The sequence below is a fragment of the Fictibacillus nanhaiensis genome (assembly GCF_023715445.1).
GTDB classification, from domain to species: Bacteria; Bacillota; Bacilli; order Bacillales; family Fictibacillaceae; genus Fictibacillus; species Fictibacillus nanhaiensis_D.
Map to the genome: position 1 here is coordinate 208,546 of NZ_JAMBOD010000003.1, position 16,282 is coordinate 224,827.

Sequence of the window (16,282 nt, forward strand, 5' to 3'; positions counted from 1 at the left end):
CAGCATTTATATGTATTAAAAAACTTTATGGGTTTTTTAGTGCAAAAAAATAACAACCTTGAGTCAAGGTTGTATATTTTTCGGGCTATATTAATCAGCTGGTGTTTCCCCAACTTTTTTTAAGATACCAGATTGAATTTCTTCAAGTGCTTTGCCAACAAACTTATGTGATACAGGGTTAGCAATCTGCTGGTTGCCATGCTTTTGGATTTCTCTCGCACGTTTTGAACTTAGTGTAACAAGAGAATATTTTGAGTCAATTTTTTCCATAAGAGAATCGATGGATGGATATAGCATTATTTGTCATCTCCTAAAATTTTTTCGTATTTTGGGCGAACTCTGTCAACACGGCAATGTTCTGTTGTAATGATTGCTTTAATGCGATTGCAAGCAGATTCAATCTCATCGTTTACGACAGAATAGTCATAGTGTTTCATAAGCTCTATTTCTTCTTTCGCAACAGTCATACGATTGTTAATCAAATCTTCCGTTTCTGTGCCGCGCCCAACAATACGATTTCTTAATTCATCCAGACTTGGCGGTGTTAAGAAGATGAACACACCTTCTGGGAAAAGGTTCTTAACTTGAAGCGCACCTTGAACTTCAATCTCTAAAATAACGTCTTTGCCGTCATCAAGTGTGCTGTTAACATATTCGATCGGTGTTCCGTAGTAGTTGCCGACATATTCTGCCCATTCCAGCAGTTCTTTATTTTCTATCATGCGTAAAAACTCTTCTTTCGTTTTGAAGAAGTATTCTACTCCATGTCGTTCGCCTTCACGCGGCTGCCTTGTTGTGGCCGAAACTGAGTATTGAATGTCAAGCTTTTGTTCACGAAGCGCCTTACAAACAGTACCCTTTCCTACACCGGAAGGACCGGAAAGCACAAACAGAATGCCTCTTTCTTTTTCCATATAAACCTCCACAACCTAACTTTCTTCTGAACCCTCATCAATCGACATAAGCCTGTGAGCTACAGTTTCTGGCTGTACAGCCGACAGAATAACATGATCACTATCGGTCACAACGACCGCTCTTGTTCTGCGGCCATATGTAGCATCAATCAGCATATTCTTTTCTCTTGCGACCGTGATTAATCTTTTTATCGGTGCAGATTCTGGACTGACTACCGCAATAATCCGGTGAGCAGCAACAATATTTCCGTAACCAATATTAATTAATTTCATCTTTAACCGCCCCTAACCTGCTACTATTCTAGCCAAATGGAATAACGGGTCATACGCTAATTGTACGATATTGTGAAAAACTGTACACATGTTCCTATATTTTAGCACATAAATAATAGAATCTAAACTAATTTCCCTTATTTTGCGGAAATATCGTGAATTATTAACAAGGATCTCTTTGCAGGGAGCGGGCTTTTAACTCCAGGAAGCCATACATTTCACTGAACACCGTAAATTTTATGATTTGCTCGTAATTTTTGGGAACCGCTCATACATCTTCCCGAACGAGCATAAATCCGGCAAATTCTTATCAGAATTTGCTTGTTTTTAATAAAAACAAACGAAGCTGGCTCTTTTTTTCAGAGCCAGCTCTCATTTTAACGTATTTCTCTTTTAAACAGCTGAAAACCTGCTAATGCAAAACTTGGAATGGAAGCCATGCCTAGAACGAGCAGCCATTGTCTTACAGAAAGCGGTACGGTGTGGAAGATTTCCTGTAATGGCTGAACATACATAACGACAAGCAATAATAGAATGGATGAAATGACCGCTAGAACAAGATAGCCGTTTTGAAACGGATTTCTATGGAAAACGGATCGTTCACTTCTGCAGTCAAATACGTGAATTAACTGTGCCATAACAAGAGTGGCGAACGCGACAGACTGTGCAACTATTAGTTGGTCTGGATTTTCATTTAAAGTTACCCAAAACGCGAGTATGGTTGCTCCCCCTATTAAAAATCCGCGGGAAACAATCTTCCATCCTAGGCCTCTTGAGAAGACCCCTTCTTTTGCCTGCCGTGGTTTTCTTCTCATAACATCTTCTTCTGCCTGGTCTACTCCTAATGCCATCGCCGGCAGTCCGTCTGTCACGAGGTTCACCCATAGAATCTGAATTGGAACGAGAGGCAAAGGCAGTCCCATTATCATCGCAAACAGCATAACCAGAATTTCACCGACATTTGAAGCTAATAGATATCGAATAAACTTTCGGATATTTTCATAGATGTTTCTTCCCTCTTCAATAGCTGAACGTATGGTAGCAAAATTATCGTCTCCCAATACGAGAGAGGAAGCTTCCTTCGCTACATCTGTTCCTGTAATCCCCATAGCGATACCGATGTTGGCGGATTTTATAGCAGGTGCATCGTTCACCCCGTCCCCGGTCATAGCAACCACATGTCCTTTACGCTGCAAGGACTTTACGATTTTTAATTTATGTTCAGGAGAAACACGTGCGTATACATATACATTTTCAGATACTTTGTCCAGATCATCATCACTGAGCTGCGCGAGTTCTGAGCCTTCCATCACTCTGCCGCCTTCAGGAAGCATGTGCAGCCTTTTTGCAATGCTTGCAGCTGTCACTACATGATCACCTGTTATCATGATCGTTTTAATACCTGCAGTCTGACAATCTCTTATACTTTGTTCCACTTCCGGACGAGGAGGATCCATCATTCCTTGAAGCCCTATAAAAGTGAGACTTCTTTCAGCAAAAGCTGCCTGCGCGTAATATTCACCTTCTTTCAGAGGTCTGACTGCGACCGCTATCGTTCTAAGCGCCTGGCTTCCTAAAGCATATATTGCTTCTTTGATGCGTTCTTTGTGGGCTTGTTTCATTAACTGTTTTTTATCATCCCAAACAATATAATCACTTTTTTCCAATAAAACATCTGGAGCACCTTTTACAACGAGCATCTGATTGCCTTCCGTATCCTGTACGATAACGCTCATCATTTTTCTCGTTGAATCAAAAGGGAACTCATGCTGAATCGTAAACTGTTCACTTAATGATTCTTTAGTAATACCTGCTTTATAGGCACTTACTAAGAGAGCTGTTTCTGTTGGATCACCCACCTCAGTGAAAGTTCCATTCTTTCCTTCTTCAAGTAATGCGTTGTTACAAAGTGCAGCATATGCTAAAACTTCAGTAAGTTTATCCCCTCGCTTGCCGTCTTCGTTAATCCCTGATCCTGCCACTTCAAAACCGTCATCACTAACGACCCACTGTCTGCCTTGTGACCAGACACGTGTAACGGTCATTTTATTTTGTGTAAGCGTTCCAGTTTTGTCCGAGCATATGACTGTTGCACATCCGAGTGTTTCAACTGATGGAAGTTTTCTAACGATCGCGCGTTTTCGTATCATCTTTTGTACCCCAAGCGCGAGTGCAATCGTAACAATTGCCGGCAGCCCTTCAGGAATTGCAGCAACGGCTAGAGAAACACCGGCCAAAATCATGCTGTATAGATCATGCCCTTGCATTACACCTGCTAAAACAACTAGCACCGTCAGAAGCAATGCCAAAGCTATTAAAATTTTCCCGAGTTGTTCCAGCTTCATCTGAAGAGGAGTTGCCAGATTCTCAGCAGATTGAATCAAGTGAGCAATCTTCCCCATTTCAGTTTTCATACCTGTTGCAACTACGATTCCTTGTCCTGTACCTCTCGTTACCATCGTTCCCATAAAAGCCATGTTTTCCTGATCACCAAGTGCAAGCTCGTCTGCTTTGAGCAAATTGTTATGCTTTTGAGCAGGAACAGACTCACCCGTTAATGCAGATTCTTCGATTTGAAGACCTGATGTTTTAAGTAAACGAATATCTGCACCAACCCTGTCACCGCTCTTAATTTTCACAACATCACCTGTGACTACTTCCTTAGCTGCGATTGAAACCCATTTACCTTCTCTTAATACTTGTGCCGTCGGAGCGGAAAGTTCTTTTAAAGAAGCAAGCGACTTTTCTGCTTTTCGTTCTTGAATGAAGCCAAGAACTCCGTTCATCAAAACAATCAAGATAATGGCGATCGCATCCAGATACTCGCCTAAAAAACCTGACAGCAAAGTTGCTGCCAAAAGCACGAGGACCATAAAGTCTTTGAATTGTGCGAGAAACATAAGAATAGCAGGCTGCTTCTTCCCCTCTTCTAACTGATTGGGTCCATCTAACTTTAACCGTCTTTCTTGCTCGTTTTTCGAGAGCCCTTCTTCCAGCCTGCTGTTCAGGATGGCTTCAATTTCGTCTTGCGGCAGCTGGTACCAATTCATAGCTTCCACCTCTAATAAGATTAGTTTATGCCATTTATATGCAGGCATGTCCGCAAAAATGCTATACTATGAATCAGAAATAAGAGGTGAACCAATCATGAGTTTTGATGGAATAATGACACGCGCAGTTGCCGCTGAGCTGCAGAATAACCTGACGTCAGGCCGAATTTCTAAAGTTTATCAGCCACATAAAACAGATCTTGTTTTAACAATTCGGGCAAACGGAAAAAATCATAAGCTATTAATATCGGCTAATCCTTCATTTGCAAGAATGCATTTAACAGAGCATCAATATGAGAATCCAGACACTCCTCCGATGTTTTGTATGCTGCTCAGAAAGCATTTAGAAGGTGCATTTATTGAAAAGATAGAACAGCTGGACCTTGAAAGAATAATAAAGCTCACCGTGAAAAACAGAGACGAAATCGGGGATGAAACGACTAAAGTTCTCTATGTTGAAATCATGGGAAGACATAGCAATGTCATTTTAGTGGATGAAAAATCAGAAAAAATTATAGACAGTATCAAGCATATTCCCAGTTTTCAAAACCGCCATAGAACGATACTGCCTGGCTATACGTTCGTCATGCCTCCAGCACAGGAAAAAACGAATCCTTTTTCTGTAACAACGAAAGAGGAATTTATTTCAAACATTTCTTGGAATGAAGGAAAGTTGGATAAACAGCTTGTATCACGATTTAGCGGTTTTTCCCCTTTAATCGCAAAGGAAATCGTTTACCGCGCTGGGCTTTCTGTAAAAGAAGAAGTGGCAGAAGCTTTTCTGACAGTAATGAAACAGATATCTGCAGAGCAGTACGAACCCCAAATGATCACGAACGAAAAGAAAGAATACTTTTCCGTTATCTCTTTAAAACATGTTACAGGCGATGTCCGTCCGTTTGAGACCGTAAGCAAGCTGCTCGACCGGTTCTTTTACGGAAAAGCCGACCGTGACCGGATCAAACAGCAGGCAAACGACCTTGAAAAATATCTTTCTAATGAGTATGACAAAATTACAAAAAAGATCGGAAAACTGGAAAAAGAGCTTGAACAAACCGCAAATGCTGAAGAATATCAGCGCAAAGGTGAACTTCTTACAGCCTATATGTACCTTGCGAAAAAAGGTGATAAAGATGTTGAAGTGGAGGACTATTTTTCTGAAGATCAGCCTTTAGTAAAAATTGAACTCGATCCACTAAAAACACCTGCCGAAAATGCGCAAAGCTACTTTAAGAAATATGCAAAACTCAAAAAATCCGTTTCTATTATTCAAGATCAGATCGAAAAAGCAAAGAATGAATTGCTATATTTCGAAAGACTGATCGTTCAGATGGATTCTGCTTCTATGAAAGATGTTGAAGAAATTCGCGAAGAACTGAGTGAAGGCGGTTATTTAAAACACCGTCAAGGCAAGAACAAGAAAAAACAGAATCAGACGCCTCAGCCTGAGAAGTTTATTTCAACCGACGGAACAGAAATTCTGGTTGGAAAAAATAACAAACAGAACGATTATTTAACATTTAAACTATCCAGAGCGAACGAAACATGGCTGCACACAAAAGACATTCCAGGATCACATGTATTAATCCGGTCCTCGTCTCCAAGTGAAACAGCGATCAAAGAAGCAGCCATATTAGCAGGGTTTTTTAGCAAAGCAAAAAACTCAAGCTCGGTCCCTGTTGATTACACATTAATCAAACATGTAAAAAAACCAAACGGCTCAAAGCCTGGATTTGTTATTTACGACAATCAGCAAACCGTCTTCGTGACACCTGATGAGGATTTGGTTTTCCGCTTAAAAAAATAAAAAAAGCAGGACAGTTCTAGCTGTTCTGCTCTTTTTTTGCCATGCTTATGATCGCAAGCCCTCCAAGTACTTCTTTATGCCTCACATCTGTAAAATGAAGGTCTTTCAGCAATGTGGTCATTTCATTCAACGTATATCGATGCCTTCTAGTACTTACATTGGACCATTTTAATAGAGCGGTTCTCTCAAAACCAATGATCCCATTATCTTTTGCATACTGAGCTGCCGTTTCCTGACTCATTTTTTCGCTGGGATTCAGCATAGCAATTTCTCCGTCTTTTTTAAGAATGCGATGAATTTCGTTTATCCCTGTATCCGGCTCTGGCAACAAAAACATTACACACGTAGATAATGCGAGGTCAAAGGATCCGTCTTCAAAAGGCAAGTCCACTGCATCGGCTACTAAAAACTCACTTTTGCTGCTAAGTTCATGATAGAAGAACTGCTGTATGCTCGCTTTAACCATCTCGGATGACAAATCAACACCGACCAGTTTGTTTGCCTCCTCTGCTCCACGAAGCAACAGCCTTCCAGTTCCGCAGCCTACATCAAGCACATCTTTTTCATTCCAGGTGCCCGTTGTTTCTTTTAACGTATCATGAATCTCTCTTAACCACGATGTTCTAGCCATACTATCAAAAAAGGATACCAGTTCATCAAATTCTTCACCGTTCATTTTTCTCAAATTCGTAATCTCCCTAGAAAACTATTTGGAAAAAGAGGCAGCTCCCCATCGTTCAGGGTCGCGTTGCCATTCTTTTAATAAAGAAAGCCCTTGGTCACTAATCGTACCGCTTTCTTGTGCTTCCTTTATTAATGTACTAAAGTTCGTAACGGTTTGAAAAGAAATTTCCTCTTTACCAAGAGCTTCGTCCGCTTTTTTCAACCCGTAGCTAAAGATCGCAACAACCCCAAGCACTTCAATTCCTGCTTCACGAAGGGCAAGAACAGATTGAATGGAACTTTTGCCTGTTGAAATCAGATCTTCAACTACAACAGCTTTTTTGCTTTGTTCTGTCAGGCCTTCAATCTGCTTTGCTCTACCATGGCCTTTTGCACTGGATCTTACATAGCACATCGGCAAATTCATATGATCTGCTACAAAAGCAGCATGAGGAATACCGGCTGTAGCTGTTCCTGCAATAAGATCAGCTTCTGGATAATGTTCTTTAATTAATGAAGAAAGTTCATCTGCTACTTGTTTGCGAATCTCTGGATAGGCAATGATAAGACGATTATCGCAATAGATAGGAGATTTCATGCCTGAAGACCATGTGTATGGATCTTCTGGGGATAACGTAACAGCCCCTATATTAAGCAAATGTTTGGAAATGGTTTTCATGTGCGTCTCTCCATTCTTTTAAAATATTTTTGTAGGTGCCCGCAGGTTTTTCGGACTGCGTAATGCTTCTTCCAATAACCATGTAGTCTGATCCTTTCACTGCAGCTTCAGCAGGAGTCGCGATCCGTGCCTGGTCATGTGTATCAGATCCTTCAGGTCTGATTCCAGGTGTTACAGTTAGGAAGTCATCGCCACAAACATTTTTAATCGCTCTTGCTTCTTGGACAGAGCAAACTACTCCGTCTAAGCCTGAATCCTTTGCAAGCGTTGCATAATGTGTAACACTTTCGTTCAAATCTGTATCTTTTATTAAAAGTTCTTCCTTAAGCACTTTCTCTGTTGTACTTGTAAGCTGTGTAACGGCGATCAATTTCGTATGTTGTGCTCCTGTGGCAAGAAGACCTTCTTTTGCTGCTTTCATCATTGCTGTACCGCCAGCAGCATGTACATTAACCATGTCAACGTTAAGTCCGCCAATAACTTTCATTGCTTTATGAACCGTGGTTGGAATATCATGAAGCTTTAAATCCAGGAAGACACGAAAGTTTTTTTCTTTCAGCCATCTGATTAAAGAAGGTCCTTCTGCATAATAAAGCTCCATTCCTACTTTTATATAAGGAGACTCTCCTTCAAATCCCGAAAGAAAATCCTTGGCTCTATCAGCACATTCAAAGTCTAACGCGATGATAAGGGGGTTTTCCATTGCCTAAAACTCCTTCCTGTCATTTCACTTATATTCCTAACGCCGATCTCATCCAGCAGGTCTGGAAGTTTCTCAATAATCTCGGGACACACATACGGATTCACAAAATTCGCAGTTCCTACAGCAACAGCTGAGGCACCCGCTGACATCATTTCTAAAACATCCTCAGCTGTACTCACTCCGCCCATCCCGATTATCGGCAGCGAAACTTTTTGGCTCACTTCATAGATCATCCGGATTGCTACCGGTTTGATTGCTGGACCTGATAATCCGCCTGTCTTATTTGCCAGGATAGGTTTGCCTGTTCTCCAATCCAGCTTCATCCCGATAAGGGTATTAATCATCGATAAACCGTCAGCACCTGCAGCTTCTACAGCCTGTGCCATCTCTACAATGTTGGATACATTCGGTGAAAGTTTAACGTAAACAGGTTTTTCAGATACTTGTTTCACTTGGCGTGTTAAATCTGCCGCAGATTTATAATGCGTGCCAAACTGAATGCCGCCTTCTTTTACATTCGGGCATGAAATGTTTAATTCAACGGCAGATACGAGCGGTGAAGCTGAAATTTGCCTTGTTACTTCGATATACTCTTCTTCTGTTGATCCCGCAATATTTGCAAGAATCGGAATGTTATAAGGTTCTAGTGCAGGAAGTTCATTCTCCAAGATGTTAATAACACCTGGATTTTGAAGACCGATCGCATTCAGCATTCCACTTTCGGTTTCAGCTACCCGCGGTGTCGGGTTACCGAACCGCCCTTCGAGTGTGGCCGCTTTAATGGTGATTCCACCTAAAAGACTGAGATCATACCATTTTGCGTATTCTTTTCCAAATCCGAAACAACCCGATGCTGGAAGAATGGGGTTCTTCATATTTAATCCTGGCAATGAAACGCTTAGCCGACTCATAAAACAACCTCCCCCATTTTAAAAACTGGACCATCACTGCAAATTTTGACATAGCCTGATTGTCTTGTTTCAGTCGGACATACACAGGCAAAGCATGCTCCGATGCCGCAGCCCATGCGTTCTTCTAAAGAAAGATAGCCGTCTAAACCTCCTGCTCTTTCTTCAACAGCTTTCAGCATGACACCAGGACCAACTGAATAGATAACAGGCTCATCCTCTAAACAAGGTTCCATAGCATCTGTTACAAAGCCCTTTTGCCCTTGAGAACCATCAACTGTCGTAACAATCGTTTCTCCAATTTCCTGAAACTTCTCTACATAAAAACTATCTTCCTTAGATTGATAACCTAAGATGAATGTTACCTGTACACCAGAACTCTTCAGCTGCTTACCGAGGTAATACAGCGGCGGCACTCCGATTCCTCCGCCGATGAGCAAGGCATTTTTGTTTTGATCGACCGTGTCCAAATTAAACCCGTTTCCGAGCGGACCCAGTACATCCACCATCTCACCATTATTCTTCTGGCTGAGCTGCTTTGTCCCATCACCTTGTGCCCGGTAAAGCAAAGTTGCTTCTTCTCGGTCAAGATCCACATCACAGATCGAAAGCGGCCGACGCAGAAGATTAGAAGAATCCTTTCCTACACTGACATGGAGAAACTGACCAGGTGCAGTCATAAGACTTACACCAGAGCCAGTCAATTTCATCTCAAAGATGTTGCGTGCAATTTCCGTATTTGAAGTAATTCTTAACAGATGTTTCTTCATACGAGCACCTTTTCTTTTTTTGTAAAGGATGAAAGGGCATGAGCTGAGAAAGAGATAGATTCGAGTACTTCTAACAGTGCTACTGAAGTATCCAGGTTTGTAAGACATACTACACCGTTCTCCGCACATTCTCTTCGTATCCGGAAACCATCTCTTGCAGGAATTTTCCCTTTAGTCAGTGTGTTTACAACAAACTGGGCTTCGTCTTTTCGGATTACATCAAGGAGATTTCTGCCTTCAGAGCCGATTTTACCTACCACATCTACTGGAATTCCTTCCTTTTCGATGATATTTGCTGTACCTTCAGTCGCCATGATTGTATAGCCGATCTCGTAGAATCTTTTCACCATATCAAGCGCTTCTTTTTTATCTTTGTCTGCAACTGTAAAGAGTACTGTGCCGTATGCTGGAATTTTCATGCCAGATGCGATAAGGCCTTTGTAAAGAGCCTTCTGTAAATTCTTATCTCTGCCCATTACTTCTCCAGTAGACTTCATTTCAGGTCCTAAATACGTATCGACTCGGCGAAGTTTTGCGAATGAGAACACAGGTACTTTTACAGATACTTCATCTGCCTCTTTTTGATAGCCTGTTTCATAACCCTGGCTTTTTAAACTCTCACCAAGAATTACTTTTGTTGCCACGTTTGCCATCGGTACACCTGTAATCTTGCTTAGGAACGGTACCGTTCGGCTTGAACGCGGATTCACTTCCAATACATACACTTCATCTTTATGCCAAACGAACTGGATATTTAATAATCCGATGATTTTCAAGCCTTTAGCGATAGAGATGGTTCTTTCAATAATCTTTTGTTTAATCGTTTCAGGAAGGGTTTGCGGAGGATATACCGCAATGGAATCACCTGAGTGAACTCCCGCACGTTCAATATGTTCCATCATTCCTGGAATGAAAACATCATTTCCGTCTGAGATAGCGTCAACTTCTATTTCTTTCCCTTCCAAGTATCTGTCAACCAGCACCGGATGATCAGGATTTACTTTCGCTGCGTTTTCCATGTATTGCAGAAGTTCGCTTTCCTGATACACGATTTCCATCGCCCGTCCGCCTAGTACATATGAAGGGCGAACTAGCACAGGATATCCGATCGTGGATGCGATTGCTACAGCGTCAGTAACAGAGAATGCTGTTTTCCCTGCAGGCTGCGGAATTCCAAGCTTCTTCATCACTTGTTCAAACTGTTCTCTGTCTTCAGCAAGGTCCATGCTTTCAAGAGATGTACCTAGAATCTTAATGCCTCTTCTTTCAAGCTCTTCAGAAAGATTGATCGCCGTTTGTCCGCCGAACTGTACGATCACTCCTTCTGGTTTTTCATGTTCGATGACATGCATAACATCTTCTACAGTCAGTGGTTCAAAGTAAAGCTTGTCAGACATACTGAAGTCGGTTGAAACTGTTTCAGGATTGTTGTTGATAATGATCGCTTCAAACCCTGCTTCTTGGATCGCCCAAACCGTGTGTACTGTAGCATAGTCGAATTCAATTCCTTGTCCGATTCTGATCGGACCAGATCCAAGCACTACAACACTCTTTTTTTCTGTAACGACTGATTCATCTTCTTCTCCATATGTTCCGTAGTAATAAGGTGTTGCAGATTCAAATTCTGCCGCACACGTATCGACCATCTTGAACACAGGTTTGATTTTTTCGTTTAGTCTGAATTTATACAGCTCGTATTCTTCCATCTCCCAAGCATCTGCGATCCATCGGTCGCTGAAGCCCTTTTCTTTTGCCTTCTTTAAAATAACGGAATCTTTTTTGCGCTCTTTCACACGTTTTTCTAGCAATACGATTCCGTGCAGCTTTTCTAAGAAGAACAAGTCAATCTTAGTCCAGTCATAGATTTCTTCAACGGTAACACCCATTCTGAAAGCTTCTGCGATATAAAATAGTCTTTCATCGTCTGCTCTAAGAATTTTTTCTTCGACCTCTTTTTTATTAAGGTTTTTTCCTTTCACTTCAAGATGGTAAGCTGAAATTTCAAGCGAACGAACTGCTTTTAAAATGGATTCTTCGAAGTTGCGTCCGATCGCCATAACTTCACCCGTTGCTTTCATCTGTGTTCCAAGCTTTCTGTTCGCGCCTTCAAATTTGTCAAAAGGCCATCTTGGAATCTTTGAAACAATATAGTCAAGTGCAGGTTCAAAACAAGCGTAAGTTGTACCTGTTACCGGGTTTTTAATTTCGTCTAATGTGTAGCCCACTGCAATTTTCGCTGCAAGCTTTGCGATGGGGTATCCTGTCGCTTTTGAAGCTAATGCAGATGAGCGGCTGACACGCGGGTTTACTTCGATTACATAATATTGTGAGCTCTCTGGGTCAAGAGCTAGCTGGACATTGCAGCCTCCCTCAATTTGAAGTGCTCGGATTATTTTTAGTGAAGCATTGCGCAAAAGCTGATAATCTCTGTCAGTAAGTGTTTGGCTTGGTGCAACTACGATAGAATCACCTGTGTGAATCCCGACTGGGTCAATGTTTTCCATGTTACACACAACGATAGCCGTATCATTCTTATCTCGCATTACTTCATATTCGATTTCTTTAAAGCCTGCGATGCTTTTTTCGATCAATACTTGTCCAACCGGGCTTGCATGAAGTCCAGCTGGCGTTATTTCTAAAAATTCCTCTTCATTCGTTACGATACCGCCGCCGGTTCCGCCAAGCGTGAATGCAGGGCGAATGATAACCGGGTAGCCATTTTCCTCTACAAACGCTCTTGCTTCTTCCATATTGTGAACAATCGCACTCTCTGGAACTGGTTCATTTAATTCTCTCATTAGTTCTCTGAACAAGTCGCGGTCTTCTGCTTGCTGGATAGAAGGAAGCTTCGTACCCAACAGTTCTACGTTATATTCTTCTAATATTCCCGAGTTATAAAGTTCAACGGCTAAGTTAAGTCCTGTTTGTCCGCCAAGAGTTGCAAGAAGTCCATCTGGGCGTTCCTGACGGATAATTCGAGATACAAATTCAAGTGTTAACGGTTCGATGTATACCTTATCTGCCATATTCGGATCTGTCATGATCGTTGCCGGGTTAGAGTTAACGAGAACAACTTCATAACCTTCTTCTTTCAAAGCCTGACAAGCTTGTGTTCCCGCATAATCAAATTCAGCTGCTTGTCCAATCACAATGGGTCCTGAGCCTATCACTAGGATTTTTCGGATATCATGTCGTTTAGGCATATTGCATCAAACCTTCTTTCTTAGTTGTTTTAATCATGTTCATGAACTCATCAAAAATAGGATTAGAATCTTGTGGTCCAGGTGATGCTTCAGGATGATACTGAATAGAGAACGCAGGTTTTAATTTATGTTTTAATCCTTCTACTGTTCCATCATTTACTGCTTGATGCGTAAGGACCAGTTCAGTATCCATGAGTGATTTCTCATTTACTGCATAACCGTGATTTTGAGAGGTCAATGCGATCTTACCAGTCGAAAGATCTTTTACAGGATGGTTAGATCCTCTGTGTCCGAACTTTAATTTTTCCGTATCAGCACCGCATGCTAGTGCAAGAAGCTGGTGTCCTAGACAAATCCCTAAGATCGGTACGTTATGTTTCAACAATTCTTGTATCATCGTGATTCCTGAGTGAACATCCTTAGGGTCTCCAGGTCCATTGCTTAGAAGTACGCCATCTGGCTGAAGGCGGATGATATCAGCGGCTGTTGTGTTGTATGGCACAACAATTACATCACATAAACGTCTTGATAATTCTCTAAGCATTCCGCTCTTCACACCAAAATCTACAACTACTACTCTATTTCCGCTGTTCGGTAAGTGATAAGGAGATTTTGTTGAAACTTTTTTAACCTGATCGTTTGTTAATGGAGAAGCATTCAATTCTTTAATGATTTCTTCAGCATTCTCGATGGAATTTGCCATTTTGCCTTTTAATGTTCCGTGCTGACGGATTTTTCTTGTTAATTTACGAGTATCAATACCGTACAGGCCAGGTATATCTTTAGCCGTAAGCCAGCTGCTTAATGACTGCATGCCTTCGTGATGATTTGGGAACTCAGCATGTTCATTTACAATGATCCCGCTTGTTGCCGGATGGATTGACTCATAATCAGAACGGTTGATTCCGTAGTTTCCAACTAACGGATACGTAAAGCAAATGATTTGGTCGCAATAAGATGGATCTGTCATAACTTCCTGGTATCCTGTCATACTTGTCGTGAATACAACCTCTCCGCTTGATTCACCCTGTGAACCAAATGCAAGTCCATTAAAAATGGTTCCATCTTCTAGTATTAAATAACGTTTCATACTAAGCTCTCCTCCTTGTGATAAACAAGTTTTCCGTCAAAAATCGTTGCAACCGGCCATCCCTTGCAGACCCTGCCATCAAACGGTGTATTTTTTCCTTTAGAGACAAATTCGCTGGCCTTAATCGTTTCTTCTATTTCCAGATCTACGATGGTCAAATCTGCAATAGCTCCTTCTGCCAGGGTCCCAAAAGGCAGATTGAAACTTTCTGCCGGTTTTTTCGTCATCTTGTCTACCAGTTCTTGCAGTGTGAAAATTTCTTCTTTTAAAACAAGCTCTGTGTAAAGAAGCGGAAATGCAGTTTCCAGACCGACAATTCCAAAAGGCGCAAGTTCAACATCCTGGCTTTTTTCTTCAGCACTATGTGGCGCGTGATCTGTTGCAATGAAATCCAGTGTTCCCTCTTTAAGGCCTAGTATCAAAGCTTTCCGGTCCGCTTCACTTCTAAGAGGCGGATTCATTTTATAATGAGTGTCATTTGGTTTAATATCTTTATCACTCAGAATCAAGTGATGCGGAGTTACTTCAGCAGTTACTTTTATGCCTGCACGCTTTGCATCTTTTAATACTCTTACAGATTCTTTTGTACTTACATGGCATACATGATATCTTGCACCTGCTGCTTCTGCGAGTAATACATCACGGGCAATGTGAACGGACTCACTTACAGATGGAATGCCGGGCAGACCTTCTTTTTCAGTAAACTGTCCTTCATGGAATGCCCCTCCTTTAGGAAGAAGCGAGTTATCTTCACAATGTGCTACAATTACCGCTCCAAGTCTGCTTGCCTCTTTCATTGCTTTCAGCATCATTCCAGCTGACTGCACACCTACACCATCATCAGTAAAAGCAAATGCTCCACCTTTTAGAAGAGTCTCAAAATCGGTTAGCTCATTGCCGATTTGGCGAGTTGTTATTGAGGCGTATGGCAATACTCTGCAGCTTGCTGCAATCTTAATTTTTTCCTGAACAAGCTCTAGCATTTCAGCACTGTCTGGTACAGGCCGAGTGTTTGGCATAGCAGCAAGAGTTGTATAGCCGCCCTTTACCGCAGCTTTTGTTCCAGTCTCAATTGTTTCTTTATGTTCACCGCCAGGCTCTCTTAAGTGAACATGCAGGTCTACAAATCCGGGTGTAGCGAGTTTACCGTCCGCTCGAAGTACTTCATGCTCATCAACAGGGATGTTTTTGTCTATTCTTTTAATAAGATTATGTTTAATCAAGATATCTGTTTGGATCAAATTGTTGTTTCCGTCGAGAATCTTAGCGTTTTTTAATAAGTAACCCATCGTTTACCGCCTCCTGATTTGTAGATAATGCCCATTTCAATACAGCCATTCTGATAAAAACACCATTTTGTACTTGCCTGAAAATTCGTGATCGTTCACATTCTACAAGTTCGTCCGCTATCTCAACACCTCTATTAACTGGCGCTGGATGCATGATGATGCTATGTGGCTTCATCCTTTGCTCACGCTCTATCGTTAAACCATATTGCTCGTGATAGTCTTCTTTTGTTAAGAACATACTTGCACTGTGTCTCTCGTGCTGAATTCTTAGCATCATTAGAGCATCTGCTGCTTCAACAGCTTCGTCCATCGGAATGAAGTCATCCTTCCACTCATCAACAAACCACTCTTCAGGACCTGAGAATAAGACTTTTGCTCCCATCTTACGAAGCACCTCTGCGTTTGAACGTGCAACTCTGCTGTGCAGGATATCTCCTACGATTACTACTGTTAATCCTTGCAGCACAATAAATTCCTGCTGAATCGTCAGCACATCTAACAGAGATTGTGTTGGATGATTGCCGCAGCCATCTCCAGCGTTAATAATCGGAACATTTATTTTTTCAGCTAAGCCGTCAAAATAACGGTCATGAGGATGCCGGATTACAAAAGCTTCAACGCCGATTTCCTCAAGAGTTCTTAATGTGTCGTAGAGCGTTTCTCCCTTTTGGAAAGAAGATCCGTTCACTTCCACATTTAAAGGTTTCATGCCAAGTCTGTATTCTGCTGCTTCAAAGCTGAACCTAGTTCTTGTACTTGGCTCAAAAAATAAATTTGCGATCATCTTTTGGTGAAAAATTTGATCTTGTTTTTCACTCTTAAATTCTTCAGCTTTTTTTAAAATGTATTGAATGTCTTCAATCGATAACTCATTCATTGTAAGCAAATGGTTCATCCATAACTCTCCTTTTTTCATAAAAATAGCACCCTGAA

At 41.5% G+C, this 16,282-nt stretch carries 14 protein-coding genes; 1 reads left to right on the top strand and 13 read right to left on the bottom strand.

The window, feature by feature from the left end:
- Nucleotides 1-90: 90 nt before the first annotated feature.
- The 4 genes from rpoZ to M3196_RS11215 all read right to left on the bottom strand — a co-directional run bounded on the left by rpoZ (nt 91) and on the right by M3196_RS11215 (nt 4,237).
- Nucleotides 91-297 (bottom strand): DNA-directed RNA polymerase subunit omega, encoded by a 207-nt coding sequence (gene rpoZ / locus M3196_RS11200; protein WP_251322388.1) that lies wholly within the window; start codon nt 295-297, stop codon nt 91-93.
- Nucleotides 297-914 carry a guanylate kinase gene (gmk, locus tag M3196_RS11205; protein ID WP_251322389.1) on the bottom strand — a complete coding sequence of 206 codons (618 nt, stop codon included), beginning with the start codon at nt 912-914 and terminating at the stop codon, nt 297-299. Before gmk ends, rpoZ begins: the two co-directional genes overlap by 1 nt.
- A gap of 15 nt (nt 915-929) precedes the next feature.
- On the bottom strand, nt 930-1,187 hold the full coding sequence (gene remA, locus M3196_RS11210) for an extracellular matrix/biofilm regulator RemA (protein ID WP_251322390.1): 258 nt from the start codon (nt 1,185-1,187) through the stop codon (nt 930-932).
- 377 nt (nt 1,188-1,564) lie between these two features.
- On the bottom strand, nt 1,565-4,237 hold the full coding sequence (locus M3196_RS11215; RefSeq protein ID WP_251322391.1) for a calcium-translocating P-type ATPase, SERCA-type: 2,673 nt from the start codon (nt 4,235-4,237) through the stop codon (nt 1,565-1,567).
- A 97-nt stretch (nt 4,238-4,334) separates the two neighbouring features.
- On the opposite strand from M3196_RS11215, the gene M3196_RS11220 reads away from it, so the two are divergent.
- Entirely contained in the window at nt 4,335-6,044 is a 1,710-nt protein-coding gene (locus M3196_RS11220; RefSeq protein ID WP_251322392.1) for an Rqc2 family fibronectin-binding protein, read from the top strand.
- A gap of 16 nt (nt 6,045-6,060) precedes the next feature.
- On the opposite strand, the gene M3196_RS11225 is transcribed toward M3196_RS11220, so the two are convergent.
- Genes M3196_RS11225 through M3196_RS11265 form a run of 9 tightly spaced genes read right to left on the bottom strand, consistent with a single transcriptional unit; the run spans nt 6,061 to nt 16,244 of the window.
- Nucleotides 6,061-6,720, bottom strand: a complete 660-nt coding sequence (locus tag M3196_RS11225; protein ID WP_251322572.1) for a class I SAM-dependent methyltransferase — start codon at nt 6,718-6,720, stop codon at nt 6,061-6,063.
- Nucleotides 6,721-6,750: 30 nt separating this feature from the next.
- Nucleotides 6,751-7,386, bottom strand: coding sequence for an orotate phosphoribosyltransferase (gene pyrE / locus M3196_RS11230; protein WP_251322393.1), 636 nt, complete (start codon nt 7,384-7,386; stop codon nt 6,751-6,753).
- Nucleotides 7,358-8,089, bottom strand: a complete 732-nt coding sequence (gene pyrF / locus M3196_RS11235; RefSeq protein WP_251322394.1) for an orotidine-5'-phosphate decarboxylase — start codon at nt 8,087-8,089, stop codon at nt 7,358-7,360. Before pyrF ends, pyrE begins: the two co-directional genes overlap by 29 nt.
- Nucleotides 8,062-9,000 (bottom strand): dihydroorotate dehydrogenase, encoded by a 939-nt coding sequence (locus M3196_RS11240; protein WP_251322395.1) that lies wholly within the window; start codon nt 8,998-9,000, stop codon nt 8,062-8,064. The genes pyrF and M3196_RS11240 overlap by 28 nt, the downstream gene beginning before the upstream one ends.
- Nucleotides 8,997-9,767: a dihydroorotate dehydrogenase electron transfer subunit gene (locus tag M3196_RS11245; RefSeq protein ID WP_251322396.1), complete on the bottom strand. Its 771-nt coding sequence runs from the start codon at nt 9,765-9,767 to the stop codon at nt 8,997-8,999. The genes M3196_RS11240 and M3196_RS11245 overlap by 4 nt, the downstream gene beginning before the upstream one ends.
- On the bottom strand, nt 9,764-12,970 hold the full coding sequence (gene carB, locus M3196_RS11250; protein WP_251322397.1) for a carbamoyl-phosphate synthase large subunit: 3,207 nt from the start codon (nt 12,968-12,970) through the stop codon (nt 9,764-9,766). The genes M3196_RS11245 and carB overlap by 4 nt, the downstream gene beginning before the upstream one ends.
- Entirely contained in the window at nt 12,963-14,060 is a 1,098-nt protein-coding gene (locus tag M3196_RS11255; RefSeq protein WP_251322398.1) for a carbamoyl phosphate synthase small subunit, read from the bottom strand. Before M3196_RS11255 ends, carB begins: the two co-directional genes overlap by 8 nt.
- Nucleotides 14,057-15,349 (bottom strand): dihydroorotase, encoded by a 1,293-nt coding sequence (locus tag M3196_RS11260; RefSeq protein ID WP_251322399.1) that lies wholly within the window; start codon nt 15,347-15,349, stop codon nt 14,057-14,059. Before M3196_RS11260 ends, M3196_RS11255 begins: the two co-directional genes overlap by 4 nt.
- Nucleotides 15,324-16,244 carry an aspartate carbamoyltransferase catalytic subunit gene (locus tag M3196_RS11265; RefSeq protein ID WP_251322400.1) on the bottom strand — a complete coding sequence of 307 codons (921 nt, stop codon included), beginning with the start codon at nt 16,242-16,244 and terminating at the stop codon, nt 15,324-15,326. The genes M3196_RS11260 and M3196_RS11265 overlap by 26 nt, the downstream gene beginning before the upstream one ends.
- Nucleotides 16,245-16,282 lie beyond the last annotated feature (38 nt).